This window comes from Pseudohongiella nitratireducens, assembly GCF_001642735.1.
Classification (GTDB): domain Bacteria; phylum Pseudomonadota; class Gammaproteobacteria; order Pseudomonadales; family Pseudohongiellaceae; genus Pseudohongiella; species Pseudohongiella nitratireducens.
The window spans coordinates 118,457-144,724 of record NZ_LWHM01000031.1 but is presented as its reverse complement, the minus strand read 5'-3'; the positions used below and the strand labels follow the sequence as shown (position 1 = coordinate 144,724).

Below are 26,268 nucleotides of genomic sequence, written 5' to 3'. Positions count from 1 at the left end.
CTAGAGCCACTAAGCTTTACGCAAGACCCACCAGGTCGGGAAGAAAGTGATGCCACCACGACCATTAACAGGCGCGGTTCAACAACATTCCGGGAAATCCGTCAAGTATACCCGATGAGCCGCCATGGTGCATGTATGCTGCGAGGTTCAGCTGTCCTGGAGATTAATGATTCTGCCGTCAGCTGCATCCGCATCAGCCTGGTCATGGGTGACCAGCACGGCCGGCAACCCGGCTTTTGTCAGCGCATCAAAAACCAGCTTGCGGATTTCTTGTCGCAAGTCAGTATCCAGGCTGCTGAAAGGTTCGTCCAGCAACACGGCTTGCGGTTGCGAAAATAACAGCCGCTGCAGTGCAACACGCGTTTTCTGGCCACCTGATAAGGTTTCCGGGTCGCGTTGCTCATAGCCTGCCAAACCCAGCTGCATTAATGCGGCGCTGACTTTTTCCTGTTTATCCCTGGTGCTGGCAGGCATGGCAAATACCAGGTTCTGGGCAATAGACAGATGGGGGAAGAGCAGGGGATCCTGAAAAAGCAGGCCGGCGCCGCGCTGCTCAGGAGGGAGCTGGTCAATGCGCCGGTTGCCCAGATGGACCTGGCCCTCGAGTTTAAATTCGGGCGTGAGAAAGCCGGCAATGGCAGCGAGCAGACTGGATTTGCCGGAGCCGGATGGCCCCATCACGGTCAGTATCTCCCCCGGGGCAATCTGCGTATCCAGTTTCAGCAGACATTTCTGTTGCAGATACAGCGTCAGCTGCTTTAGCTGTAGAGACTGCATGGTCATTGCATAAACCCTTTCATGCCGCGGCGGTTTTTCCAAATCAGCCTGGGGAGTAATAACGCTGTGGCAAAGCCTAGCACAGGTAACGCCGCCTGGATCAGTGCCCAGACAGCGATGGTACTGCGGCTGCCACCTGCTGCCATGGTCATCGCTTCGGTGGTGATTGTGTTGACACGGCCGCCCCCGGCCAACAGTGTCGGTAAATAAAGTCCGTTGCTGACAGCAAAACCAATGGCCAGAGAACTGAGCAAAGCAGCGATCAGCATCGGTAATTTGATACGCAGGAAAAAACGTGCGGGTGTGATGCGTAACGATGCCGCCAGCATGGGCCAGCGTTTGTCCAGCCCCCGGTAAGCGTCAGCCAGTGACAAATACATGTATGGAATAACAAAAACCAGGTGAGCCAGGACAACCGTCAGCAAACCGGGTGGGATCTGCATCTTCTCCAGCCACACGGTGTAACCAAACAGAAAAGCGATCTGCGGCGTTAACAAAGGCAGATAAAGCAAGCGGCTGATGATGTGGTGGTGATTTACTCTGGTAAGAGCATTCCCATGAGTACCGGTGCCGATATGAACCCGGGCAGAGCTCACCTGCTGTTCCAGGGTGAGCACGATCAGAACAAAAGCAATAAGGACAGTGGTCACAGCGATGGTCACTGTCGTTGCCAGCGAATCCCATAACAAGGGCAGCTGCGCACGCCAGTGTCCAAGAGTCAGACTGTCAGGAAAGCTGTCGGGAAATCGCCAGCGCCCCGCAAAAGCCTGAATGATCAGTATGACTAATGCCAGGGTCAGCATGGAAAACGTGACAATAAATCCGGTACGCCCCAGCAATGCCAGTGGGCGAGCCCCAAAGTCACGCTGCCCTGATTGCTGGTAATACGCCAGAACCCGGCTGATCATTCGCTCCCCAAGTATCCAGAGGCCGATCGTAGCGGCTGTGATAGCCACTTGCAGCAAGGCGCCTGCCGAGGCCAGGTTACGTAGTGACAGGTCCGGGTCATTAAACCATGACAGGGTGCGTACACTGAGTGGCGCCGGCAATGATGGCCCAAGTATCAGGGCAACTTCCACGGAAGTGGAGGCGTAGGCAATGACAGCAAAAATCGGCAGTCTCAAGGCCGGGTACAGTGCGGGCGCAACGGTCCACAGCCAGGCCGTAGAGCGTTGATATCCCAACGAGCGCGCCACGGCCAGTCGTTGGTCGGCCTGGATCGCCGGCAGGGCAGCCAATGCCATTAATAGCAGAAACGGCACTTCCTTCATGATCAGTGCCAGCGTCATGGTGAGTGCCCAGGGGTCATTGATTATCAGCAAGTCGGGTGGTCGCTCCCAGCCGCTGACGAGGGGAGAAACCAGCCGGAATAAAAAACCCGAAGGAGTCAGCAGGAAGGCGATGCCAAATGCTGCTGCGACATGCGGAAATGCCAGCAGAGGGGCTGTCATCCGGCGTATCCAGTTCAATGTTCTGCCACCGCTGGTGGTAGCCAGAAAACTGAACACAATGATAAAGGCGATCAAGGCAGACAAGAGGCCCGGTATCACACTGAGCAGTACACTGTGAAAAAGGCCGGGTGTACTAAATAAGGATTGCCATGCTTGCAGCGACAACGCCTGCTGATCAGCAGCAGAGGAGTACCCGATGCTGGGGAGTAATACACCGGCGAGTCCGACCAGCACCGGTATCGCCAGAAAAATGAGTAAAAGCCAGGGAGCCAATGCCTGCGCAGCTTTCAGGTCTTTAGTTGACACCATAACGCCGCATCCATGCAGTCTCCAGTGCAGGCATCCAGTCCGGGTGTGGCTCCGACAATACGTTGCCTCTTTCACCTTCCGGCAGTGCAGCCGGATGTGATTGTGTCATTGCCGCGAAAGCCTGGCGTTGTCTGGCTGTCAGCATCTTGGGATCAAGCACACTGGTGCTGCCCAGATGCTCGGGGTCCTGCGCGCGAAGCTGGGCTTGCGGAGACAGCAGGAAATTGGCGACCACCATAGCGGCCTCCGGGTTGGTCGCATTGAAAGGAATGGCAACAAAACTGACATTGGCCAGGGTGCCGGTACGCATTGTATAGCTGCGAATGCTGTCAGGCAGCTCTCCCCGCTGAACGCGGTTGACCGGATCATTCGGGTTAAAGCTGAAAGCCAGCAAGGTTTCCCCATCGGCTAACAGACGTCTCATTTCAGGACCATTGGCAGGAAAGGTTCGACCACGGCGCAATAAATGCGGATGCAATTGATCGAGGAATGCCCACAGCGGTGCAGTGACTGCGTCAAAGTCAGTCTCGGTAACTGGCTGCTGTAGTGCCTCCGGCTGCGTGCTGAGTTCTGCCAGCGCCTGTTTCAGAAAGGTTGAGCCGAGAAAATCCGGTGGTTTTGGATAGGTGAATTCACCCGGGTTTGCCCTGGCCCAGCGCAGCAGTTCCTGCATGTTGCGGGGAGGAACCTCCAGGTAGTCGCTGTCATAATAAAATACCAGGTGTGCACGTAACCAGGGTGATTCGTATCCTTCGACCGGTACAGAAAAGTCGTGTCGCATTTCCGGGTTTGCGTCGGCATTGACCAGTCGAAAGTTGGGCAACTGCTCCGCCCAGGGGCCATACAGCAGGTTGTTGGTTTTCATGCTGGCAAAATTTTCGCCATTGATCCACAGCAGGTCGACTGCGCCGTTTTCTGTGTTACCGGCTTCCTTCTCTGCCAGGACACGAGAAACGGACGTGGCGGTATCACGGATTTTTACGTGGTTAAGAACAATGTCGAACTCTGCCTCAACCTGCTCAGCGACCCATGCCAGGTAAGCATTGTTGCGCTGTTCACCACCCCAGGCGTGGAAGTAGACAGACTGTCCCTGAGCTCGACTGACTGTGTTTTGCCAGGTTGCGTTTTCGTCTGCAAACACCCTCGGCATCGTTGCCCAGAAAATTATCGCGGCGATCGTTGCTATCGTAACTATGGCAGCCAGCGTCGCTTTTGCAACGACAGTAGCAATGGCTGCTTGTGTGCAACGCTGGTGGTTCATGCCGGCTGGCCTGTGCTGGCGATGACGCCAAGGCGTTTGGCGCGTCGCTGTGACTGCAGTTGATTGAGTTGAGGCCCAAGTACCGTTTGATGAAACTTGTCGCAGCCGATGCACAGGTTTGCATACTCATTGCCTGTCGGGGTTTGCGTATGACAGGCATTCAGGAAATCGTTTTCCTGCCAGCCGTCATCCAGTCCCATCAATTGTGGCTGTCCCTGGTTGATGGCCTGAATAGCAGGCAGCTCAGCGACGCTGTAGAGGATCTCTGTCAATGGCTCTTCGGCGAGGTTGCCCAGTGGTGTGGCAGTCTTGATACAACAGGGGTAGACATTGCCGTCCGGGTCGATTGAAACCTCAGAGCCGCTTTTGCCCTGCTGCAGAAAGCCCAGACCGCCTGACCAGGCGTTACAGAAATTATCTGCCATAGTCGCCTTAGACAGGTCATTGCGCCAGGCACGCCCTCTGGGCCAGAGCTTGCCAATCCAGCTTTCGTCGGTGGCGCCGAATAAAGTATAGACGGGTGTTGAATCTGCATCACTGAGGCGTCGCTGAGCATGTTCCGCCATACTGATCATGCCCGCAGATTCAAACATATCACGGAGCTTTTCGATCAGGGGCTGGCGTTTTTCACCCTGCATGCCAACATGATAATCATCCATACCGGCTGCTGAGACTGACCAGACACCCCGGTCGAGCAGTTCAGCAAGGATTTTTTCAGTCAGCAGGTCGCCAGTGGTCTGAACGATGACTTTAACGCCGCCTTTGTCCCTATATTTATCTTGAATCGCTTCCAGCGTGGGGTAAAGCACATTTTCCCGGACAGGGTCAGTCAGCACATCACCACCAGAAAGAATAATCCGGCCTGTGCGATATACTGCTTCATCACCTGATGCCTCCGCATCCAGAAAACGCATGCTGTCAGGTAAGTTGGCAATAATCCTGGGGGCATTGTCCCGTGCTTCGCTGACAACCTGATCAAGTTCATCCCGGACGTAAGGGTGAAAGCGATCGTCATAGCAGTGTTTGCAGCGGCGGTGACAGTGCCAGCAAAGCACGTAATATATGGATTCCATCTGTATCAGGACCTTGTTGTGATTTTTGCAGGTGACCGCAGCAATACCCGCATTCTTTCAGTATGGCTGGTATTTATGTTGCCGAAAGCTCAATGCGACCAACGGTACTACAATCATGGCACTGCCCAGCAGGAAACCCAAGCCCGGTGTTTCAGCAAAAGCCAGCCAGCCGATCAGTATCGCCCAGATCAGACCAGTGTACTCGGCGCTGGTCACTGCGTTGGCGGCAACATGGCGGTATGCCAGTAGTACGGTCCAGTTATAGCAAATGATCAGCACACCTGAAGTCAAGGCAAAGATGGCCAGGTCGGGGCGGAACCCGGGGGCTGTCAATTGCCATTCGATTCCGAAAAATATGGCTGACAAGGGCAGCATCAGGAGTGCATTAATCAGCAATTGCTGCACAGAGGTCTGGTTATCCGGCAACAGGCGAACCAGCACGGAATTAAGCGCCATTGATAGGGCGCCACCCAGCGCCGCCAGAGCGCCCCAGCCGAAATTCAACGGCTGCAGTATCACCAGGGTACCGATCAAACCGCTGGCGACTGCGCTGATGCTGAGCAGGGTCAGGCGCTCTTTGAAGCCGAGCCAGGCAAACAGCATGATCAGCAGGGGTGCCAGGTAGAATACAGCATTGGCTGTTGCCAGGGGTAAAGTCGTCAGGGCAATGACCATACAAAACACCCCGAGCAGACTCAGAGCCGCCCGTATCAGGTGAATACCAAACCCCTGTGGCAATGAACGCCAGCTAAAATGCCTGGAAAAAGGCAGTAACACACCAACAGTCAGTACCGTTCGCAAGAACATGAACTGAAAAACCGGGACGCCTGCCCCCATTATCTTGATGACGACATCGGAAAGGACCGCCAGCGCGTTTCCCACAATAAGCAGGATGATGGCACTGCGCAGCGTATGACCGGTCATACTGTAAACCCTCGCTGTCCGGCAGACAGCTGCTGCACAGTGCCTGGTCGGTCAGTTCAGTTGCTTTGTCGTTTAAGGTACTCGACCAATAATGGTACCGGGCGTCCAGTGGCTCCTTTTTGTGCGCCACTGTTCCAGGCTGTGCCGGCAATATCGAGGTGGGCCCAGTTGAAGTTTTCCGTGAACCGTGACAGGAAACACGCCGCAGTGATGGTGCCGGCGCGTGGGCCGCCAATATTGGCAATATCGGCAAAGTTGGAATCCAGCAACGATTGATACTCATCATCCAGTGGCAGCTGCCATACCGTATCGCGGACGTCCTGGCCCAGGGCAAACAGTTCCTGTGCCAGGGCTTCGTTATTACTCAGCATGGCGGTGTTCACATTACCGAAGGTAGCCACGGCAGCGCCGGTCAGGGTGGCGACATCAATAACGGATTTTGGCTTGAAACGCTCAGCGTATGTCAGGGCATCACACAGTACCAGGCGACCTTCGGCATCAGTGTTGAGCACCTCGATGGTTTTGCCTGACATGCTGGTGACCACGTCACCGGGTTTGGTTGCCTGGTTGCCGGGCATATTCTCAGCGGCAGCTACAACAGCCACCACATTGATTGGCAGGTTCAGTTCTGCGACAGCATTCATGGTGCCAATGACGGATGCGGCGCCACACATGTCAAACTTCATCTCATCCATGCCAGCGCCGGGTTTCAGGCTGATGCCGCCAGTATCGAAGGTAATGCCTTTGCCCACCAGGCAGTATGGCTTTTCGGTCGTGCTCTTGGCACCTTTGTGTTCGATGACGATTAATCTGGATTCTTCTTTCGAGCCATGACCCACTGAGAGCAGTGAACCCATGCCTAAACGTTCCATCTGTTTTTCGGTCAGGGCTTTGACTTTCAGTGATTTGTACTTAAGACCCATTTCCGTGGCAGTTTGGGCCAGAAAAGAAGGCGTACAGATGTTGCCAGGCAGATTCCCCAGTTCCCGGGCTGTCGACATACCCAGGCTGATGGCTTCACCAAGATCAATGGCCGCGCTTTGTGCTTTGCGTGGCATCTGGTCACAGGGCATCACCTGAACAGTGGTGAGTTTGGCTGGTGTGGCCTTTTTGCTTTTGGTGCGGTCGTACTGATAGGCAGTATTACCTGCTTCCTGGACCAAACGGGTGATGGTCCAGTCAATTTCACGATCTGTCGGTTGAAATCCGCTGGCAGACACAGTCGCTGTTTTGGCGGCAGTTTTCGCCAGAGCTGACACTGCGGCGCGGATCGCTTTGATACTGCTTTTTGCGTCGAACTTATCAGGCGCTCCACCGCCGACCAGCAATAAGCGGCTGGCAAACAGGTCATCGGTGAGGCTGATGACTGCAGTTTCTGCGAGTTTGCCAGAGAAGTCACCGGACTTGCGTACTTTGTCGACCACTGTCTGGATACCAGCCACGGCTTTAAGCGTGGTATCAGCCAGTGAACCGTCATCCAGCACGTTAACGATGAGGCAGTCGGTTTTCTTGTGGCGGTTTTTTTCAGTGAGCAACTGAAACTTCATAGCAATTGGCCTTCTTAAGTCTATCTACTGAAACGAATAAATTACTGTCATGCTAGATAAAAATGCCTGCCAAGGCAATACAGGCACCGGTTGGTGTACTTTGCGACGCGGGACGATTAAAATTGGCGGCTCATTTTGCCGTCAATGGTGTGGAGAGATCATGGCACGCGTAAAAGTCAGTATGCCGGAAGAGTTTCTGTTCAGTATGGAATATGCCGTACGGTTCAGTGATCTCGATTATGCACGGCATCTCAACAGTGTTGCCATGGTGCATATCCTGCACGAAGCGCGTTTGCAGTTCCTGGCCAGTCTGGGCCTGACAGAGGCCAATATCTTTGGTCTGGGTATGGTTGTTACCGATCTGGGTATTGATTACCGCTCCGAGTCCTTTGCCAATGACGTGCTGGTCATAGAGGTAGGGGTTCATCGTTTCAACAAATACGGATGCGATATCTGCTTTCAGGTGACCAACTCGGCCCTGGAGCGGGTGGTGTGTAACGCGAAACAGGGCGTTGTATTCTTCGATTTCGATAAACACAAAATAGCGGCTGTGCCGCCAGCGTTTAAAAGCCTGGTTGGCGAGTCGGAAGAATAAGTGAGCCATTCCAGGTGATTTTATTTCGCTATTTTGCCCGCCAACTGCTGCAGGTCACTGCTGCAGTGACTTTGATATTACTCGTGGTTTCTTTTACCTCACGTTTTCTGCAATACCTGGCAGATGCGGTCGCAGGACAAATGACCACGGATATCCTGCTGATGCTCATGCTGTTCCGGTTGCCTGAATTCCTGATGATCATTGTCCCGTTTGCCTGGTTTCTCGCCATCCTGCTGGCTTATGGACGGATGTATGCAGAGAACGAGCTGGTGGTTCTGCATGCCTGTGGCTTTAGCCGCAAGTCGCTGTTGTCCTTGACGTTGGGTATAGCCACCATACTGACGATAGTGATGGCCATTGTCAGTTTGTATGTCGCGCCTACGGGACTGCAGGAAACGGAACGCTTACGGCAATCGCAGGAAGAGTTGACCGAGATTGATCTGATTGTTGCCGGACAGTTTCAGGCATTTGCCAGAGGCAGCCGGGTCACTTATGCAGAAGCGATCACGGAAACAGAGCAGGGACGGCAATTGAATAATGCCTTTGTCGTGCTGCGTGACGGGTCAACCGCACAGGAAGGTGAAGGCGGTTTGCGCGTGATGGTGGCTGATACCGCCCGGCCAGTGATGGATGAAGAAAGCGGGCGCCGTTACATGCTGCTTGAGAATGGCCATTTTTATGATGGGCAGCCCGGGCAGGGCAATTACGCGGTGACAGAGTTCGACGTGCAAGGTGTTTTATTGCCCGAAGCGACCTCGATTGCACCCATATTGCGTGAAAAAGCGATGCCTACCACCCAACTGATTGGCAGCTCTGACCTGGCTCATACCGCCGAGTTACAGTGGCGTATTTCCGTGATTTGTCTGCTGCCGGTGCTGACTTTGCTGGGGGTACCGCTAAGTAAAGTGGATCCGCGTCAGGGGCGATTTGCCCGCCTGGTGCCTGCTGCGCTGTTGTATGGCCTGTACTTTATGTTGCTGCAAGTGTCCCGGGATGCCCTGGAAGATGGTGATATCCCGGCTGTGATAGGCCTGTGGTGGGTGCATGCCGTGTTCTTTATTGCGGGTTTGTACCTGGTTGCCAAAGAGCGTGCTTCCTTCCGCCGGGCAGCCAATCATTCAGCCAAACTGGCAGGGGGACACTGATGCCACGTCTGGCCCGATACATTGCCCGAACCGTTTTCTTTGCCATGCTGGTAGTGCTGGGAGTGATTGTTACCATCGACCTGGTTTTTTCCATGGCCGATGAGCTGGCTGATACCAACCAGTTTTACACCGCAATCGATGCTGTTCTGTATGTGCTCAGAACGTTGCCCACCAGTATTTATGAACTGCTGCCTTATGTGGCGCTGGGCGGTGCCCTGATTGGCCTGGGGGTGCTTGCTTCCAGTCATGAGCTGCTGATCATGCAGGCGGCAGGCATTCATACCTGGAAGCTGGTGACCTGGGTACTCTGGCCGGTCTGGGCCGTCATGTTATTCAGCCTGGTGCTGGGGCAGTGGATTGCTCCAGCAATGCAGCAAACGGCACAAAGTGAACGCGCCATGATCCGTAGTGGTGGGGAAGTGATTGCCGAAGATGGTGGTGACTGGCGCAAAATTGGCAACCAGTTTATTCATATCAATGCCATCGCACCGGGCGGCACTGAGCTGTTTGGTATTACGATTTACGAGTTGAATGAAAATCGCGAAATGAATCGTGCCTTGTTTGCCCGTCAGGGTAACTATGTGGAGCGTACCCGGTCTGATGGAGCAGTGGAGCAGTACTGGGTGCTCAGCGATATTGATGAAACGCAGTTTGGCAGTACGCACCTGGTGGCCGATTCCTACCCTTCCATGCGCTGGGATGTGGATATGTCGCCCTCGCTATTGAGTGTGTTGCTGGTGCGCCCGGACCGGCAGTCGATCAGTGGGCTGTATCAACTGGCACGTTACTTCGATAGCGAAGGGCTGGACAGCAGCAGCTACTACCTGGCGTTCTGGAAAAAGCTGCTGCAACCGCTGGCAACCTTGAGCCTGGTGATTCTGGCTGTGTCTTTTGTGTTCGGGCCGTTGCGTGAAGCAACGATGGGGTACCGGGTGTTTGTTGCCATCGGGATATCGCTGGCTTTCACCATTTTTCAGCGCACGATGGGGCCAGCCACCGTGCTTTACGGCATCAGCCCCTCCGTCGCCGTGCTGATACCCATCGTGATTTCAGCCGGGATAGGTTTGTTGCTGCTGCGCCGAGTATAGCTCTGGTAACGCAGAAAGATCAGGCTTCTGGACGCTGTGAGGCAATCAGCATGTTGATCATGCGCAAAGTCGCCTTGACGCCTGCCAGGACCTGGTTGGCATCGATGCCCCGGGTTTTCAGCTCTTTCTCTTCTACCTGCCAGGTGATGATACATTCGGTCAAGGCATTGATCTGGCCGCCGCGCGGAATATGGACTTCATAATCGAGCAAAGCCGGCATGGCAAATTGCTGAGGATCAAGTACCCGGGTGATGGCATCCATGAATGCGGCAAATCCGCCATTGCCTGTGCCGGTAGCGGTGCGGATTTCGTCCTGTATTTTCAGGCGAATGCTGGCGGTGCTGTCGACATCAAGGCCACTGCCGATATAGCAGTTGAGCAATTCAACATCACGCAGCTCCCTGCTCTCCAGCACATCAGCGATAATAAAAGGTAAGTCCTCGGGCGTGATAACCGCCTTGGAATCACCCAGTTTGACAATCTTGTCCAGCACCTTCTTCTGATCTTCTTCGGAAAGCTCCAGTCCCAGCTCTTCCAGGTTGTTCTGCAAGGATGCCTTGCCGCTCATTTTGCCCAGCGCGTAACTGCGTTTGCGGTTAAAGCGCTCCGGGCCCAATGCCGTGATGTAAAGTCCACCTTTGAGGTCACCGTCTGCATGGATACCTGCTGTCTGGGTGAAGACATCAGCGCCGACAATCGGCGTATTGGCAGCTACCCATTTGCCGGAAAAGTTTTCTACCATGCGGCTGATCATGGCAATGCGGGTTTCATCGATACCCAGGGTGACATTCATCTTGTCCTTCAGAACGACGGCGACTTCAGCCAGTGAAGCATTGCCGGCCCGTTCTCCCAGGCAGTTGATGGTGCAATGGACGGTGTCGATGCCTGCTTTGACGGCAGCCATGACATTGGCAGTGGCCAGTCCGTAGTCATTATGCGGGTGAAAGTCGAAACGCTGTGCCGGGAAACGGCTGGTCATGTCTGACAGGGCAGTGTAGACCTCATCAGGCGTCATCACGCCCAGCGTGTCAGGCAGCATGAAGTGACCAATACCGAGGTCGGACACCAGTTCGATCAGTTGGTACACATACTCAGGGCTGTCTTTATAGCCGTTTGACCAGTCTTCCAGGTACATGTTGACGTACAGGCCATTAGCCTGGGCATACTCAACGGTCTTTTTGATGTCAGCGACATGGGCTTCCAGCGTTCTGCCTAACTGTTCACGACAGTGTTTTTCGCTGCCCTTGGCCAGCAGGTTAATGACCTTGCCGCCGGCCTGCAGAATCCAGTCGGCACTGCGGTGGTGGTCGACAAACCCCAGAACTTCAACCCGGTCGGCCAGCTTTTCTTGTGCCGCCCACTCGATAATGTCAGCGACTGCCTTTTGCTCGCCCGCAGAAACACGTGCTGAAGCCACTTCGATGCGATCCACTTTCAGGGATTGCAACAAGGCACGGGCTATCTGCAGTTTCTCTTTGGGAGTGAAAGACACGCCCTGGGTTTGCTCACCATCGCGCAGGGTAGTATCCAGCAGGTGGATGGTTGGCGACGATTGCGTCACAGTCTGACTCATGAAATCAATTACCTGAGAGGTCAAAGACAAGGGTGGCGATTCTAACAGAGTTTAAGATTGTCGCGAAATGGACGATATAAATGATGTGAACAGCGTAATCCATTAAGCGAGATCTGGCAGTAGGAAGCAGCATGAAAATCACCCGGGCATTTTTGGCACTCATGAGTCTGTTGTGCAGCATGCAGGTCACGGCGCAGACAGAAAGTGGGGCTACATTGCCAACCGGTGGAAATGGCAATGATGCACTGTCTGCAGAGCAGGGTGTCACAGTGGAGCTGGAAGAGGAACGTATTCCGAAACAGCCTTTGCGCGAAAGCCGGCTCTGGCTTCCTCCCAGCCTAGATAGCCTGCAACCTTTTCTGATAACAGCCGCATTGCGTGCGATGGAAAACCCGGATTGCCGTGATGTGTTGTACGGCAGCGTCAATGAGTTCAGAACTGAGAATGATGAGCCGACCTTTACGATTTTGTGTATGCAAAATCCCCGGCACACGTTTAATCTGATTTTTCCTCAGTCCATTCTTATGCCGTCTGTGCCTGAGGAGGTACAGGCTGAGACCAGAGAGGCGGAAGCGCAACTGGATCGCCTGCGTAACCTGTTGCAATCGGAGGCGACTACACCAGATAATAGCGCCCAGCCAGCGGTGCCGGAGCCTGTTGATACGCATCAGCCGCCACCGGAAGTTTTCTGATCAATACATTATTGCCGTTCCTTTGAATTTCACACAGATGTCTAGTTTGACCAACTATCCAACAGACAGACGAATCAAAGTCGCACAGCACAGTCGCAAACCGGATTATCATGTCTTCAACTGCCAATTCCGCCCCCGAGGGTAACAACGTCAACAGCAAAGCCGGTAAACAGGAAAAACGCCTGATATCAGACGAAGAGCTGGCTGCATTGCCTCGAGCCGGGTTGCTGCGGCGCCTGGCGGCACTGCTGTATGACATGTTTCTGGTGGGAGGCATCTGGGTGACCTGTGGTTTCATTTTGCTGATGCTGTACGGACTGGTGGGTGACAATACCAGCGAGGTGGTTGATGGCGCCATTCAGACCAGTCCGGTATTGTCCTTTTTGCAACTCATCATGATGGTCAGTACGGTCACAGCGTTTTACCTCTGGTTCTGGCGCCGTACCGGTCAGACGCTGGGTATGATTGCCTGGCGGATCCGGGTCATTAATACTGATAACCAGCCGGTCACGGTGCGGCAGGGGCTGATTCGTTTTTATCTGGCCTGGCCTGCGTTCTGGTTGGCGGGACTGGGCTATTTGTGGATGTATATTGATAAGCAGGGCGATGCCATCCACGAGAAGCTCTCCGAAACGAAAACGGTCCTGCTGCCGAAGCATACAAGACCGTTTTAAGCGCTGCTGACCACCATCAGGTTGTCAGCAGCGGAAGTATCGTGTTGAGGCGGTTGTGCCTTTAAGCTCAGGCCCTGGCCGGCACTGGCTGTTTTTTCAGTGCTGCAATGACCCGGTCACCAAACGCTTCAGTGTCGATCATTTTCACATCGCTGCCGGGCTTGGACAGGTCAGGTGTTGAGTAGCCATCAGCGAACACGCTTTGCATGGCGTGCCAGACGTTACGTGCTTCCTCTTCCATGCCCAGGCTGAACTCCAGCATCATCGCTACTGAACCTATCATTGAGTAGGGGTTAGCGACGTTCTTGCCTGCGATATCAGGAGCAGAGCCGTGTGAAGGCTCATAGTAGGCTTTGTCGTCGCCGATACAGGCCGAAGGCATCAGACCCAGCGAACCGAGAATACCGCCGCCCTGGTCACTGAGGATATCGCCGAACATGTTTTCCATCACCATGACATCAAAGCGTCCGGGATTCAGGCAAAGGTAAGTCGCGGCAGCATCAACCAGGATGTGTTCGATTTTAACGTCCGGGTAATCTTTACCCACTTCTTCGATCACTTCATTCCACAGTACGCTGGATTTCAGCACGTTGCTCTTGTGGATGTTATGCAGCACCTTCTTACGCTTGCTGGCCGTATCAAAAGCCACCTTGGCGATGCGGCGGATTTGTTCTTCGTCATATTCCAGCGTTTCGCGAACGTATCGCACGCCGTCTTCGGTGGTGCCGGTTTCTTTCTCACCGAAATACAGGCCACCGACCAGTTCACGAATGATCATGATGTCGACACCATCACCGATGATTTCTTTTTTCAGTGGTGAAAAGTGTGCCAGCCCCTGTGGCAAAAACACCGGGCGGAAGTTGGCGTAAGTATTGTATCGACGACGCAGTGGCAACAAAGCGCCACGCTCTGGTTGCAGATCAACCGGAATCTTTTTTGAGTCTTCGTGATTCAGGCCAATAGGGCCTTTGAGGATGGCATCAGCCTCGTCACAAACTTTCTGGGTTTGTTCGGGGAAGGGGTGGCCACACTCGAAATAGGCACTGGCACCAAAAGGGGTATGTTGCAGATCAAAGGTAACCTGGTTTCTTTCGGCAACCAGGTTCAGCACTTTGACTGCTTCACGCATGATTTCAGGCCCGATGCCATCGCCATCAAGCAGAGCAATTTTGTAATGACTCATGAGAATTCCCGTCGTTTAACGCTAACTTACCCGGCTCGCCGCCGGGAGCAGATATGTGATCTGCAATGCGTCTTGGACAGGCGACCGGCATGGTAATGCCCCGGCCCGAGTGGGCGAAGGGGTTCAGAAAGAGGCGTAATGTACCATGTGACGGGTCAGAAGAGTACCCATACCTGACGTATGAAAATTACGAAAAGCACTGCGATCACGATATAAGTTACAGTATCGCTGACCTCAAAGCCGAAAAATTTTTTCGGTTTATTGGGATTATCGTCTTTCATGAGCTTTATCGTACTCCTTGTTGATGCTAATGATGTTCCATACTTCAGGCGTCGCGCTTCGACTTGCAGCCAACCTGCTACGATGGCCGTATTATAGCGTAAAGCGAAAAGGTACAAACATCCCTGATCGGGGGATGTAGACAGCTTTTTTTGCATGATGACGTAAAAAGCAATCAACTGACAAGATAATAAAGCGTTTTTGAGTCGAAATGTTGTCAAAAGAGCAGATGTCATCATTTTTTTGTCCTATGTCAAGAACCAGATTTTTCATCAGGTGGTTCCTGCTGACAATGACTAACGGTAATTTTGGTAACTTGTTGTCAATTGTGGGCAATATGGACGCGCAAAGTGGAGAATTTGTGGGTATAATGCCGCGCTGATCGTCTTGATCGCTCTGACGTCCGGTTTCAATTGCTAGTCGCGCATCCTGCCGGGCACCTGATGTTACCTAATGGAGTTGATATGAAGCAGTTTTATATTCCCGGTTTGGCCTTTCTGGCAGCCGCGGTTTTGCTGGCTATTGGATATTCAGGTCTGGACCTGCCTAATCAGGCGCGTGTCCACGACTGTAGTGGTGAGTGCTATGAGCAATATGTTGCTGAAAATGGCACTATTCTGGAACAGCAGCGTGCCGCTGCCGAGGCCGCAGCATCTGCTAGCCCGGCGGAACTGGGTCGCGAAGCCTTTGGTGCCTGCCAGGCCTGTCACGGCGCTGATGGCAGTGGTGGTGTTGGCCCAAGCCTGGTTGGCCAGTCACAAGAATTTGTTGTAGAAGCACTGACCGCTTATAAAAACCGTGAGACTCGCGGTCCGCAAAGCAGTGTGATGTATGCGACTGCTGGTGGCTTGTCTGAAACAGACATGAGCAATCTGGGCGCTTACGTAGAAACGTTATAATAGCAACGTGACAAGATAAGATCGCAAGTCTCAGTACTTACTCCCTTATTTAAAAAGCCAGGCCTTGTCGGCTCAGCCATGAAATGATGGCTGTTGCACTCAAGGCCTGGCTTTTTACATTCCGTTTGCCTTCTTTTCGGTGCAGCTCTGGCCCGCCTCGATACCGTTCAAGCCATCGGTAACTCATCGACTGTCGCGATCATGCGCTGGCGCATTGCCTGGTCCGGCAAACGTCCTATCATGGCACCAATATTATCTTCCATATTGGTCGGGCGACTGGTAGACGGTGTTGCCGCCGTGATAGCCGGGTGGCTGATGACAAATTTCAGGAAGAACTGGCCCCAGGTGTGCGCATCAAATTCAGCGGCATAACCGGGTACCGGGCGATCACCAACTCGCGACCAGAGCCGTGTGCGACCAAAGGGGGCATAGGCGAGGACGGCGATACCCTGTTCTTGAGCCAGGGGCAGAATTTCCTGCTCAACATTTCGGTTATCAACCGCGTAATCAATGCCAATAAAATCCAGTGGATACTGTCTCATCACCTGCATCAGCTCTGCGTACTGACTTTCCCGTGTGGTGGTGATACCGATATGTTGTATTCGGCCTGCTTCCTTATATTCCTGCAGAATACCCAACTGGACGTCAGGGTCACCCATATTATGAACCTGTACCAGGTCGATGGTCGGTTTGCCGACTCTGGCGAAAGAGGTTTCCAATTGTTCGCGAGCCGCCGCAGGATCGGCTGGGCCATTGCGGGCGACATTGAGTTTGGTTGCCCAGAACAAGTCATCTTCTATACCCAGGTTCTGAGCAACCTGACCTGCAACCTCTTCAGAGGCGCCATACCCTGGTGCTGTATCAAATACCCGACCACCTAAACGGTGTAAAGTCGACATCACACCCCTGACTGCTTCAATGTCTTCTTCTCTGGCTACTTGTGAAAACGTTGCCGAACTCCCGAGGCCTATGGCAGGGATTTGCCGGCCTGTTGACGGGATGGTTCGCATGATGGGGCTGCTGTCCTGAGCCCACGAAAGCTGGCTTCCCAGTGCCAGGGCTGTCGTAGCAAACAGGGATTGACCGAGAAACTGGCGACGGTTGAGCTTGCTCGACTCCCGGCGATCTTTATCTTTGGCGTTTGGCATGGTGTATGTCTCCGGTGGATGAGTAACACGTGAAACGTCAATATCCAAATCAGTTTACTGATAATGGCGAGTAAAACTCAATATCATTCAATCGACTTCTATTCAGCGACTGAAGACAACACTCAGGTTATTGGCAGGCATGGTGTGGGAATCGAGAAAGGTCAGGCCATGAGAGTGCGCCAACGCAATAACATCTTCCAGTTTACGCAAGCCCCAGGCTGGGTCGCGACTTTTCAGACTTTCATCAAAGGCCAGGTTGTTGGCTGCAGCTGGCTGCTCTGCCTGGAAGTATGGGCCGTACAGGAATAATAGTCCGGCAGGTTTCAGTAATTTCGCCGCGTGTTTCATTAAGCCCTGACAGGCTTCCCAGGGAGAGATGTGAATCATGTTGATGCAGGTGATGAGGTCATAGGCCTCAGGTGCACCGGCTTGTTTTAAAACGCTTTGCAACTTGGCTGAGGAGGCGGTCATATCCAGCTGCAAAGGAGGGCGGATGGTATCTGTCAGGCTGCTGTAGTAGCGCCAGGCGTCTATGCTCTTCAGTGCTGAAGGGTTAAGGTCGCTGGGCTGCCAGGTTTTCACAGCCAGTGCTGGCGCCAGAAATACAGCATGTTCACCACTGCCGGCAGCGATCTCCAGCACGGCTGCCCCGGGGGGCAGGCTGGGTTTGATGATGTCCAGAATCGGTTGCCGGTTGCGAGCGACCGATGGTGCTATCTGGCGAAGATCGTTGCTCACACGATCAGGCCCATGACAATGTAGATGAGTGTTACCAGGGCCATAGCCAGCGAAGGCAGAATCGTCAGAGCAAAACCCAGGCTTCGTGTTTTTGGGTCTTTGACGTACGAGCGTTGATACAGAAAACGGCCGATCAGGTAAATGACGCCTGCTCCGGCAGCGATAAGAGGGCTGACATATTCCGCAAACAGGTAAAGCGTGGGCAGGAAAAATACCAGCATTTCCAGCGTATTCATTTGCACACGGTAATAACGTTCAAATTCCGGGTGACCACTGACAGCCGGGGCGTCGATTTTGTATTTCCCCCGTGCCTTGCCAACCAGAATGCCAAAATAGATAAATTGCAGTAATGCCAGAATAGCGATCAGATTGACCCAGTGCATGTTGACCCTCCAGGGGGAAATGTCGTGTTGTTATGAATTAACTCAGCCACTGGGTGAGTTTATGCCACACTCGAAGCAGCGGGTAAACATTCACCACACTATAATGGAATGGTTTTTTGACCGGTGCTTCGCAGTCAATGAAGTGTTCGGCCACTGGTAATTGATTCAAATCCCGTTGTTTGAAACGTTCCACCTCGGCTTCATTCATATCACGAAACGCTTTGGGATCTGTGCCCGCCCAGCGCTCAGCCAGCGCTACCGCAGTTGTCTTGTGCTTGCCGCGATAGACAGGCACTTCAGGCAGGAACATTGCCAAAGGATAAGGCCAGATGCCCATTTTACCGAACAGGCCGGCAGCCTGGTCAGCGTTAGCTGCTTCTCCTTCAACAAACTGCCAGTTGGCCGCTTTTAGCCGGCCAGCATGTGCAATCACGCCATCCACGTAGCTGAGGTCCCGCCAGTTTTTCTTTTCCGGCTGTTCGCGAAAGTAAACCGGAAAATCGGGGGCCAGTTTGGTAATGCGACGATCCCGGCGATTTCGCCGACCACGCAGAAACATAGGATGCAGGAATGCCGCTTTATCGTAATGAGTGAAGAAGGCATCAATGTACTGCCTGTCATCGCTGGTGAAATCTCTGACTAATTGCATGTCATCCTGGATAAAAAAGATGGTGACATCTTCGGCGGCGGCATCCAGGGCCAGTTGCATATTGGGATACAGGCCGCCATGGCGGGCTTCACTGGCCTGTGGAACTGGCATCAGTTCAATCTCTGCTGGTAATGCAGCCAGGTAGGCCTGGGTGTCCGGACAGGTACTGTTATCGTCTACTACACAGATTCGACAGCCTTCGGTGTGGCGAAGCAGGGAATCAATGCAGTTCTTCAGAAAAGCACCCCGGTTGTATGAGAAGACAAATATTTCCATGAATCACTTATGTACTGCGTAACAGACCCTAGTGTAACCTAGAAATCACCGCACAGGACACCAGACAGTCGCAAACAGGTAAGGAGAAACGAATGATCAACTGGGACCTGGAACGCCCTTTTTTATGGCAAACCAGCGTTACCAGCACGCACATAGACGGGCTCGGGCACGTTAACAATGCCGTGTACTTACAATGGCTGGAACAGTGCGCCTGGCGACACTCTGAAAGTCTGGGATTGTCACTGGCATCCTATCAGGCGCTGGATCGTGCCATGGTCATTCGGCGCCATGAACTGGATTATCTGCAAGCAGCATTCGCAGGTGATGAAATTGTGGTCGCCACCTGGATAACGCAAATGCACAAGCGCACCCGCCTGACCCGTTCATTTCAACTGGTCCGCAAGCATGATGAGGTGACCTTGTTACGTGCTCAGAGTTACTTTGTCTGTATGGCGCTATCAGACGGGCGACCGAAACGAATGCCGGATAGCTTCGTGGACGGATATGGCCAGGCGCTGGTGACAACAGGCTTGCCACAGCGATAATTAACCGCAAGAATAACAGGCAGGTCCGTAGTGCAAGCATCCAGTCCCCATTTACTGTCTTCCAATAAGAAGAGGCCATGACCCATGATCCAGCGTATATGTCTGACTTTCTTACTCGTTATCACACCCGCTTTGGCTCAGGCCGCGACGACTCTCATTCATGCAGGCCAGTTTTGGGACGGTAGCGGCAATGGCTTGCAAAGCAACGTGACAGTCACTGTGGTAGATGATCGCATCGAGTCCGTAACCGAAGGGTTTGTCTCAGCTGCCGAAGGTGAGACCGTGATTGATCTTCGTAATCGTACGGTTTTACCTGGCCTGATTGACCTGCATGTGCATATCGAAAGTGAAACCAGCCCCGGTGGTGCCCTGAACCGCTTCACTCTCAACCCTGCTGACATTGCTTTCAATGCGGCGGTTAATGCCAAAAAGACACTGGAGGCGGGTTTTACGACTATTCGGGAGTTAGGCGGTAGTGGCGTCAATATTGCGCTGCGCGATGCCATTAATCAGGGTAAGGTGCCAGGTCCACGCATACTGACTGTCGGGAAAAGCCTGGCGACAACCGGTGGGCATGCTGACCCGACTAACGGTTGGCGTGATGACTTAATGGGAGCACCCGGTCCGGAAGACGGTGTGGTTAACAGCCCGGAACAGGCGCGGGAGGCGGTCAGGCAGCAATACAAAAACGGCGCAGATCATATCAAGATAACAGCCACAGGTGGTGTGCTCAGCATTGCAGCATCTGGTCAGAACCCTCAGTTTATGGGAGATGAGTTGGCCGCAGTGGTAGAAACAGCAAACGATTACGGTATGCATGTTGCGGCTCACGCGCATGGTAAAGAAGGCATGCTGCGTGCCGTGGAAGCAGGCGTGCTGACCATTGAACATGGTACTTACATGGATGAAGAAGTCATGGCTGCAATGGTGGAACATGGTACCTGGTATATTCCAACCATTTCTGCCGGCAAGTATGTTGCCGAACAGGCAGATGTCGAAGGGTATTATCATCCACTGGTGGTTCCAAAGGCGCGAGAAATCGGCCCGCTTATTCAGGACACTTTTGCCCGGGCTTATGAATACGGCGTCAACATTGCGTTTGGTACCGATGCCAGTGTATTTCCGCATGCTGATAATGCGGAAGAATTTCAGTTCATGGTCGAAGCGGGTATGCCTGAGGAAGAGGCCCTGGCAACGGCGACCCGGCTGGCAGCAGAGGTACTGGGCATGAGTAGTGAAATTGGCACAATTGAGCCTGGCAAATCAGCAGATCTTATTGCTGTTAATGGCAACCCGCTGGACGATATCGCTGTCATGATGGATGTTCGTTTTGTGATGAAACAAGGCAGCATCTTTCGACAAGATGCGGAATAAGGCAAAGATGAGCAGAAACGAGGTGAACGATTCAGGTCAGGTAAACGACGCGAAGGACAGGCCTGCAAGTGCTAGGCCTGGCCTTGATGGACGACGCATCCGTCTTGCGGATTTACAGGGACAGGTGACACAACCTGCGGCCGGCGAGGTTTCAGAATCCCGGAAACACTGGTTAAAACGCTGCTGGGCGGCATGCAATGATTTTCTTGCCGGCATGTACACCGGGGAAAGCTGTGCCGGTACGCCTCATAGTGAACGTGGCACATCAGTAAAAGAAAAGAACAGTTGATTTACGCATGAACTTACCCAGACGTCAGGCCCGTGTCATTGCTTTTTATTTGCCGCAATATCATCCCACTGAATTAAACAGTCAGCATTACGGCAAGAACTTTACCGAGTGGGACAATGTGCGGGCAGCGAAGAAGCTGTTTCCTGAACATGACTGGCCAATTGAACCGGGTGAACTGGGATATTATGACCTGCGTGACCCCGCTGCCCGGGAAGCTCAGGCAGAGCTGGCTAAGGCACACGGGATTGAAGGGTTCTGCTATTACCATTACTGGTTCGGCGATGGGCGCATGGAACTGGAAAAACCCTTTCAAGAGGTTTTGCAAAGCAAAGTACCAGATTTCCCGTTTTGCTTGTGCTGGGCAAATCAGCCTTGGCATAAAAAATTCTGGAGTCGCGATGGCAGCAGCCGGAATGAGTTACTGGTGGATCAGAGCTACCCTGGTGATGCCGATGTTGATGCGCATTTCTTTTATTGTCTTCCTGCTTTTCAGGATGAGCGCTACATCCGTGTCGATGACAAGCCGGTGTTTATGATCTATCGGGCACTGGAGCACCCTGATGCCGCGGGTTTTATGGCGCGCTGGCAACAGCTGGCGCAGGAGCATGGTCTGCCCGGTATCTTTTTCATTGGGCAGACCACCCGGCTGGATCTTGAGGGTGAGAAATTACGCAGCCTGGGTCTCGATGGTATCAATACGGTCCGGCTGTTCGACTATTACCGGTTCGGGCAAAACCGGTGGCGGCGGCAATGGCGCAAGTTCAACTGGTGGCTCAGGCGAACGCCCAGAATCGTGCCCTACAAAGAAGCTTCGCGCTGTTTTGTCAGCGAGGCCGACAAAGAGACAGATATTTATCCTTCTATCATACCCAACTGGGATCATTCACCGCGCAGTGGTCTGGGTGGCACGGTGTTGTACGGTTCTACTCCGACGCTGTTTAAAGAACATGTTCAGGAAGTCGTCGCGACGGTAGTAAAGAAACCGGAGGAGCACAGGCTGGTTTTTGTGAAATCCTGGAATGAATGGGGGGAGGGTAACTACCTTGAGCCAGACAAGCGCTATGGTCGCGCCTATCTTGACGTTATGCTTGAAGTGATACTTGAGGATTGAAGTGATGCTTGAGGGGCGCTGTCGAAATCGCCCCGGCCCGTTCGACTAACCTTACCAGGGGTAAAATCCTGGCACTGTTATTTGTGGTGTGAATCATACGGAGGGTTGGTGAATGTCTGATACGATTTTACTGGGTACCCGCAAGGGTACGGTTATTATTGAGCGCAGCCCGGCAGGCTGGCGTCCGCGTCCTATTGCCCACCAGGGCATTCCGGTTTGTTATGCAGCTCGGGATCCGCGCGATGGTACCTTGTGGGCATCCCTGGATCATGGTCACTGGGGGCCAAAGTTGTCGCATTCGCGTGATGGCGGCGCAACCTGGCAAGATGTGTTGTCGCTCAAGTACCCCGAAGGTGCACGCCATATTATTCAGTATTTGCCGACCCCGGATTTTGATCCGGAGGCCCCGTCAGGGGAGCCTGAATACCGCGATGCCACTGTTTACAAAATCTGGAACGTTACGTTTGGTTCTGCAGCACAGCCAGGACGGCTGTATGCAGGCACGATTCCCGGCGGTCTGTTTGTCAGTGATGACGGGGGTGAGTCCTGGGAGTTGAACCGAGCGCTGTGGAACCATGCCAGCCGCGGTGGTGACCTGTTCAGTGGCGAGGCTACCAGCGAGACTCAGTGGGGAGGCACACCGGCGAGTATTGACTACGGGGTTTTCGAGCCAGGCATCCATTCCATCGTGGTCGATCCGCGCGACCCTGACCATGTTTACGTGGCAGCCTCTTCAGCAGGAGTGCTGGAAACAAGGGATGGGGGTAAAACCTGGGCGGGACGAAACCGGGGTATGCTCATGGACTACTTGCCGAATCCCCTGGCAGAGTGGGGGCATGACCCGCACTTTGTCACAGCCTGCCCCAGCCAGCCTGACCATCTGTGGCAGCAAAATCATTGCGGTGTCTTTTACAGTGACGATGGTGCACAAAACTGGACTAAAGTCAGTGAACCAGCGAATGGTGTGCATTTTGGCTTTCCCATTGTGGCGGATGCGCAGGATGGGCGTACAGCCTGGGTGGTACCGGCCCGCGCAGATTCAGAGCGCATGGCCATTGATGGAGGTCTGTTTGTGGCCCGAACCACAGATGGCGGACAGTCCTGGCAGGCATTGCGCAAGGGTTTGCCGCAGGATAACGCTTACGATATTGTGTTGCGCCATGCCCTGGATGCAGCAGGTGACTGTCTGTGCTTTGGCAGCAGCACTGGCAATGTCTATTTGTCTGAGGATCGCGGTGACAGCTGGCAGTGTCTTGGTAGTAACTTCCCGCCTGTCTATTCGGTAAGATTCGGGTGACCCTATGCCGACAGTGGAAATGACTTCGCATCTTTACCGGTTTTTCCCGGTACTTGAAGACCGGGAACTGGTAGTGCCAACCGGTTCCGTTGCCAGTGTGTTAGCGGAGATCAATAACCTGGCTCCAGGATTCCTGGACTACATTCTCGATGAGCGTGGGGCATTGCGTCGGCATGTCAATATCAGCGTCAATGACACAATAGTGATTGATAAGAAAACGCTTTCGGATCGTGTGCCGGATGATGGCACTGTTTATATTTTCCAGGCGTTAAGCGGCGGGTGATTGCGGAATAACAAAGTCTGTTTTATCTGTCCGCAAGCGGCGCCAGGATATGTGTCTCAACCAGGTCGTAAATGCCTCGCAGCTGCATGTAGCGACCGTCGCCCGGTTGGCTGTCTGCCGTGGCTACAACCACCAGGTCAAAGGGCTCGACCACAAAGATCAGTTGGCCGCCGTAACCCCAGGCGACTGGCACCTGCATGCCGGCCAGGTCGCGAAGCCACCAGCCATAGCCGTAGTGACGTCCTTGACCGCGTGGAGAATCGGCATGTGGGCTATGCGATTGTTCCACCCATTCACGTGACAGCAATTGGCGCCCACCCCATTCACCACCATTGAGGTAGAGTTGACCGAATTTGAGCATGTCGCGTGGGCGCATCTCCAAGTTATTACCGCCGAAGTACACCCCTTGTGGGTCCTGACTCCAGTAAGTGATATTCATCCCTGTGGGGCCGGTGAGATGCCGTTCGGCGTATTCCAGTGTACTAATGCCAGATGCGCGTTCGATAATCGCTGATAACAGGTGCGTGCTGCCGGTGCTATAGATCATGTCGCTGCCTGGCGTGCCGACCATGGGCTGTTCAAGCACGAACCGCACCCAGTCATCGCTTACTGCCCAGCGACCATAATTGCGGTTGCTGGTCGATTCCAGGCCAGCTTCCATGGTCAGCAGGTTCTCAATAGTGATAGCTCGCTTGGCTGGTGCCGCGTCTGCCAGTATGTCCGGGAAATAGTCGCTGACAGGCTGGTCAAGGCTGGCAATATCACCACGCGCAATGGCGATACCCACCAGGGCTGAGATCACGCTTTTGGAAGCTGACTTCATGTTCGCGGCCTGAGAGGCGTCTCGACCATTGAAATATTGCTCGTACACCATGTCACCGTGTTGGTGTATTAGCAGGCTGTGCAGGCGTGGCAAATTGTTGGCTGCCCGCTCGATGGCAACAAGGTCAAGGTCGTGCTGGCTGGTGTCACTCGCGTTGACAAGTGGCGCCAGAAAAGTCATACAGCTCAAAGCCAGGCACATCAGGTACGGGACAACGCGACGTAAGGGCATGTGGTCTCCAGCAGGGGCGACTGAATTACTGTTAACTGGTTCGAGCCAACCTTAGCACATTTTCGGGGGGCTGAAATGTCGCGCTGTAACCGGTTGCTGGCGTATAGGTAGTTAGGCGGAAACGGCGCTTTCCTGATTGGGTTTCTCTTTGCGCAGGAAAAATACCAGCGGGGCAGCTGCTATGACGATCCACATCATCAGTCGGAAATCATTGACGTAGGCGATGGTCGCCGCCTGCCGCGACACTTCAGCATCGAGCATTTGCAGGACTGATCCAGCCTGCTGTTCCAGTGCACCCGGAACCTGGTTCAGTGACACCCGGGTTGAAAAGGGGGTGACAAATTCACTCAGGTAGGCGTGATTGATCTGCATGTTGCGACTTAACACGGTCATTACCATTGAGATACCGATACTACTGCCCATGTTGCGTATCAGGCTGAAAAAACCGGCCGCCTCAGCACGGTATTGAGGCGCCAGTGTGGCATAGGCAACAGTGCTTAGCGGCACGAAAATGAAGCCCAGCCCAAACCCTTGTATAACCCCGGTGCCGACGATCAGACTCGGGGGCACGTAGGTAGTAAAAAGGCTCATCTCATAGAGCGATAATGCGGTCAGGCTCAACCCGGTGAGAATCAGCAGGCGTGGATCGACACGGTTGGCCAGACGGCCAACGATCATCATGGCGACCATGGTTCCCATGCCACGTGGCGCCATTAATGTGCCCACATCAAGCACAGGGTAGCCCATCAGGTTTTGCATGTAGGGTGGCAGCAGCGCCATGGTTGCCAGCAAAATGATCCCGACAAAGAAAATAAACACCAGGCTGGTGACCAGGTTTCGGTCACGGAAAAGGGCAGGTGACAGGAAGGGATTCTTCGACATTTTTGCGTGAACCCCATACATCCAGGCTGCCGATGCCACGACTGCACAGTAAAACAAGATTTCCCGCGAAGAGAACCATTCAACTGTTTCACCGCGATCAAGAATCAGCTGCAGGCTGCCGATTACCAGCATCAGGGTAAAGAAGCCGAAGGCATCAAATGGTCGGTCAGAACGCTTGCTGTCAGGCATAAAGAAAAACAGGCCAGCAAAGGTAATGATACCCAGTGGCAGGTTGATCAGAAACACCCAGCGCCAGCTGTAATACTCTGTCAGGTAGCCGCCAAGGGTTGGGCCCAGAATCGGACCAATCATCACACCGACACCCCAGAGTGCCATGGCGCTGCCATGCTTCTCTTTGGGGTTGATATCCAGCAGTGTCGATTGCGCAAGAGGTACTAGCGCGGCACCGAAACATCCCTGTAAAATGCGGAACAGCACCATGGTCTCAATACTGTTGGCCATGCCGCAAAGAGCTGATGTCACGGTGAAGCCGGCAGTGCTGACAAGGAATACGCGGCGACTGCCATACCGTCCTGCCAGCCACCCGGTTGGCAGTGTCATTATTGCTGATGCGACGATATAAGAGGTCAGCACCCAGGTAATCTGATCCTGCGTTGCCGAAAGGTTGCCCTGCATGTGAGGCAAGGCGACATTGGCAATCGTGGTATCGAGTACCTGCATGATGGTCGCCAGCATGATCGAAATGGCGATCAGGCCACGAAAGGGAACAGAGGCAGTGGTCATTTCATATCCATAGCTGATGGTGACA

The 26,268-nt window shown here is 53.6% G+C and carries 27 protein-coding genes; 12 read left to right on the top strand and 15 right to left on the bottom strand.

Features of this window, described 5'->3' with window-relative positions; all coding sequences use genetic code 11:
- Positions 1-147: 147 nt before the first annotated feature.
- The 6 genes from PSCS_RS11140 to PSCS_RS11115 are packed head-to-tail and all read right to left on the bottom strand — an operon-like array spanning position 148 to position 7,342.
- Positions 148-783, bottom strand: a complete 636-nt coding sequence (locus PSCS_RS11140) for an ATP-binding cassette domain-containing protein (protein ID WP_068812168.1) — start codon at positions 781-783, stop codon at positions 148-150.
- On the bottom strand, positions 780-2,537 hold the full coding sequence (locus tag PSCS_RS11135; protein WP_068812167.1) for an ABC transporter permease: 1,758 nt from the start codon (positions 2,535-2,537) through the stop codon (positions 780-782). The genes PSCS_RS11140 and PSCS_RS11135 overlap by 4 nt, the downstream gene beginning before the upstream one ends.
- A complete protein-coding gene (locus PSCS_RS11130) occupies positions 2,524-3,798 on the bottom strand; it encodes an ABC transporter substrate-binding protein (RefSeq protein WP_082866329.1) in 1,275 nt (424 codons plus the stop codon). The genes PSCS_RS11135 and PSCS_RS11130 overlap by 14 nt, the downstream gene beginning before the upstream one ends.
- Positions 3,795-4,871: a radical SAM/SPASM domain-containing protein gene (locus PSCS_RS11125; RefSeq protein WP_068812166.1), complete on the bottom strand. Its 1,077-nt coding sequence runs from the start codon at positions 4,869-4,871 to the stop codon at positions 3,795-3,797. Before PSCS_RS11125 ends, PSCS_RS11130 begins: the two co-directional genes overlap by 4 nt.
- Positions 4,872-4,928: 57 nt before the next feature.
- The gene (locus tag PSCS_RS11120; RefSeq protein ID WP_068812165.1) at positions 4,929-5,795 is read right to left on the bottom strand and encodes a DMT family transporter; all 867 of its coding nucleotides are present in this window, start codon (positions 5,793-5,795) and stop codon (positions 4,929-4,931) included.
- Positions 5,796-5,851: 56 nt separating this feature from the next.
- Positions 5,852-7,342, bottom strand: coding sequence for a leucyl aminopeptidase (locus PSCS_RS11115; RefSeq protein WP_068812164.1), 1,491 nt, complete (start codon positions 7,340-7,342; stop codon positions 5,852-5,854).
- A gap of 160 nt (positions 7,343-7,502) precedes the next feature.
- On the opposite strand from PSCS_RS11115, the gene PSCS_RS11110 reads away from it, so the two are divergent.
- The 3 genes from PSCS_RS11110 to lptG are packed head-to-tail and all read left to right on the top strand — an operon-like array spanning position 7,503 to position 10,170.
- On the top strand, positions 7,503-7,937 hold the full coding sequence (locus tag PSCS_RS11110) for an acyl-CoA thioesterase (RefSeq protein ID WP_068812163.1): 435 nt from the start codon (positions 7,503-7,505) through the stop codon (positions 7,935-7,937).
- Between the two features lie 14 nt (positions 7,938-7,951).
- Positions 7,952-9,082: an LPS export ABC transporter permease LptF gene (lptF, locus tag PSCS_RS11105; protein ID WP_068812162.1), complete on the top strand. Its 1,131-nt coding sequence runs from the start codon at positions 7,952-7,954 to the stop codon at positions 9,080-9,082.
- Positions 9,082-10,170, top strand: a complete 1,089-nt coding sequence (lptG, locus tag PSCS_RS11100) for an LPS export ABC transporter permease LptG (RefSeq protein WP_068812161.1) — start codon at positions 9,082-9,084, stop codon at positions 10,168-10,170. The genes lptF and lptG overlap by 1 nt, the downstream gene beginning before the upstream one ends.
- A gap of 19 nt (positions 10,171-10,189) precedes the next feature.
- Here the strand turns inward: lptG and PSCS_RS11095 are convergent, their stop codons facing one another.
- Positions 10,190-11,743 (bottom strand): alpha-isopropylmalate synthase regulatory domain-containing protein, encoded by a 1,554-nt coding sequence (locus PSCS_RS11095; RefSeq protein ID WP_068812160.1) that lies wholly within the window; start codon positions 11,741-11,743, stop codon positions 10,190-10,192.
- A 131-nt stretch (positions 11,744-11,874) separates the two neighbouring features.
- Here PSCS_RS11095 and PSCS_RS11090 point away from each other — a divergent pair, with 131 nt between their 5' ends.
- Positions 11,875-12,435: a hypothetical protein gene (locus PSCS_RS11090; protein WP_068812159.1), complete on the top strand. Its 561-nt coding sequence runs from the start codon at positions 11,875-11,877 to the stop codon at positions 12,433-12,435.
- A 110-nt stretch (positions 12,436-12,545) separates the two neighbouring features.
- On the top strand, positions 12,546-13,109 hold the full coding sequence (locus tag PSCS_RS11085) for an RDD family protein (RefSeq protein ID WP_082866332.1): 564 nt from the start codon (positions 12,546-12,548) through the stop codon (positions 13,107-13,109).
- Positions 13,110-13,176: 67 nt separating this feature from the next.
- On the opposite strand, the gene leuB is transcribed toward PSCS_RS11085, so the two are convergent.
- Positions 13,177-14,292 (bottom strand): 3-isopropylmalate dehydrogenase, encoded by a 1,116-nt coding sequence (leuB, locus tag PSCS_RS11080; RefSeq protein ID WP_068812158.1) that lies wholly within the window; start codon positions 14,290-14,292, stop codon positions 13,177-13,179.
- Positions 14,293-14,447: 155 nt separating this feature from the next.
- Positions 14,448-14,810 carry a hypothetical protein gene (locus tag PSCS_RS11075; RefSeq protein ID WP_068812157.1) on the bottom strand — a complete coding sequence of 121 codons (363 nt, stop codon included), beginning with the start codon at positions 14,808-14,810 and terminating at the stop codon, positions 14,448-14,450.
- Between the two features lie 225 nt (positions 14,811-15,035).
- Here PSCS_RS11075 and PSCS_RS11070 point away from each other — a divergent pair, with 225 nt between their 5' ends.
- Complete coding sequence (locus tag PSCS_RS11070; RefSeq protein WP_082866333.1) at positions 15,036-15,470, top strand: c-type cytochrome; 435 nt, start codon at positions 15,036-15,038, stop codon at positions 15,468-15,470.
- Positions 15,471-15,637: 167 nt separating this feature from the next.
- Here the strand turns inward: PSCS_RS11070 and PSCS_RS11065 are convergent, their stop codons facing one another.
- The 4 genes from PSCS_RS11065 to PSCS_RS11050 form a co-directional block, all read right to left on the bottom strand.
- Positions 15,638-16,618: an aldo/keto reductase gene (locus tag PSCS_RS11065; RefSeq protein WP_082866334.1), complete on the bottom strand. Its 981-nt coding sequence runs from the start codon at positions 16,616-16,618 to the stop codon at positions 15,638-15,640.
- A gap of 102 nt (positions 16,619-16,720) precedes the next feature.
- Positions 16,721-17,356: a DUF938 domain-containing protein gene (locus PSCS_RS11060; RefSeq protein WP_068812156.1), complete on the bottom strand. Its 636-nt coding sequence runs from the start codon at positions 17,354-17,356 to the stop codon at positions 16,721-16,723.
- The gene (locus PSCS_RS11055) at positions 17,353-17,739 is read right to left on the bottom strand and encodes an MAPEG family protein (protein ID WP_068812155.1); all 387 of its coding nucleotides are present in this window, start codon (positions 17,737-17,739) and stop codon (positions 17,353-17,355) included. Before PSCS_RS11055 ends, PSCS_RS11060 begins: the two co-directional genes overlap by 4 nt.
- 37 nt (positions 17,740-17,776) lie before the next feature.
- Positions 17,777-18,664 (bottom strand): glycosyltransferase family 2 protein, encoded by an 888-nt coding sequence (locus PSCS_RS11050; protein ID WP_068812154.1) that lies wholly within the window; start codon positions 18,662-18,664, stop codon positions 17,777-17,779.
- A 95-nt stretch (positions 18,665-18,759) separates the two neighbouring features.
- On the opposite strand from PSCS_RS11050, the gene PSCS_RS11045 reads away from it, so the two are divergent.
- From PSCS_RS11045 to PSCS_RS11020, 6 genes are all read left to right on the top strand, one after another.
- Positions 18,760-19,209 (top strand): acyl-CoA thioesterase, encoded by a 450-nt coding sequence (locus PSCS_RS11045; protein WP_068812280.1) that lies wholly within the window; start codon positions 18,760-18,762, stop codon positions 19,207-19,209.
- 84 nt (positions 19,210-19,293) lie between these two features.
- The gene (locus PSCS_RS11040) at positions 19,294-20,583 is read left to right on the top strand and encodes a metal-dependent hydrolase family protein (RefSeq protein ID WP_106387109.1); all 1,290 of its coding nucleotides are present in this window, start codon (positions 19,294-19,296) and stop codon (positions 20,581-20,583) included.
- Positions 20,584-20,590: 7 nt separating this feature from the next.
- Positions 20,591-20,872 (top strand): hypothetical protein, encoded by a 282-nt coding sequence (locus tag PSCS_RS11035; protein ID WP_157885698.1) that lies wholly within the window; start codon positions 20,591-20,593, stop codon positions 20,870-20,872.
- Positions 20,873-20,879: 7 nt separating this feature from the next.
- The gene (locus PSCS_RS11030) at positions 20,880-21,983 is read left to right on the top strand and encodes a glycosyltransferase WbsX family protein (protein ID WP_068812152.1); all 1,104 of its coding nucleotides are present in this window, start codon (positions 20,880-20,882) and stop codon (positions 21,981-21,983) included.
- Positions 21,984-22,095: 112 nt separating this feature from the next.
- The gene (locus tag PSCS_RS11025) at positions 22,096-23,280 is read left to right on the top strand and encodes a WD40/YVTN/BNR-like repeat-containing protein (protein WP_068812151.1); all 1,185 of its coding nucleotides are present in this window, start codon (positions 22,096-22,098) and stop codon (positions 23,278-23,280) included.
- Between the two features lie 4 nt (positions 23,281-23,284).
- Positions 23,285-23,563: a MoaD/ThiS family protein gene (locus tag PSCS_RS11020; RefSeq protein WP_068812150.1), complete on the top strand. Its 279-nt coding sequence runs from the start codon at positions 23,285-23,287 to the stop codon at positions 23,561-23,563.
- Between the two features lie 22 nt (positions 23,564-23,585).
- Here the strand turns inward: PSCS_RS11020 and PSCS_RS11015 are convergent, their stop codons facing one another.
- Complete coding sequence (locus tag PSCS_RS11015) at positions 23,586-24,617, bottom strand: serine hydrolase domain-containing protein (protein ID WP_082866335.1); 1,032 nt, start codon at positions 24,615-24,617, stop codon at positions 23,586-23,588.
- A gap of 111 nt (positions 24,618-24,728) precedes the next feature.
- Complete coding sequence (locus PSCS_RS11010; RefSeq protein ID WP_068812149.1) at positions 24,729-26,243, bottom strand: DHA2 family efflux MFS transporter permease subunit; 1,515 nt, start codon at positions 26,241-26,243, stop codon at positions 24,729-24,731.
- Positions 26,244-26,268: the final 25 nt, after the last annotated feature.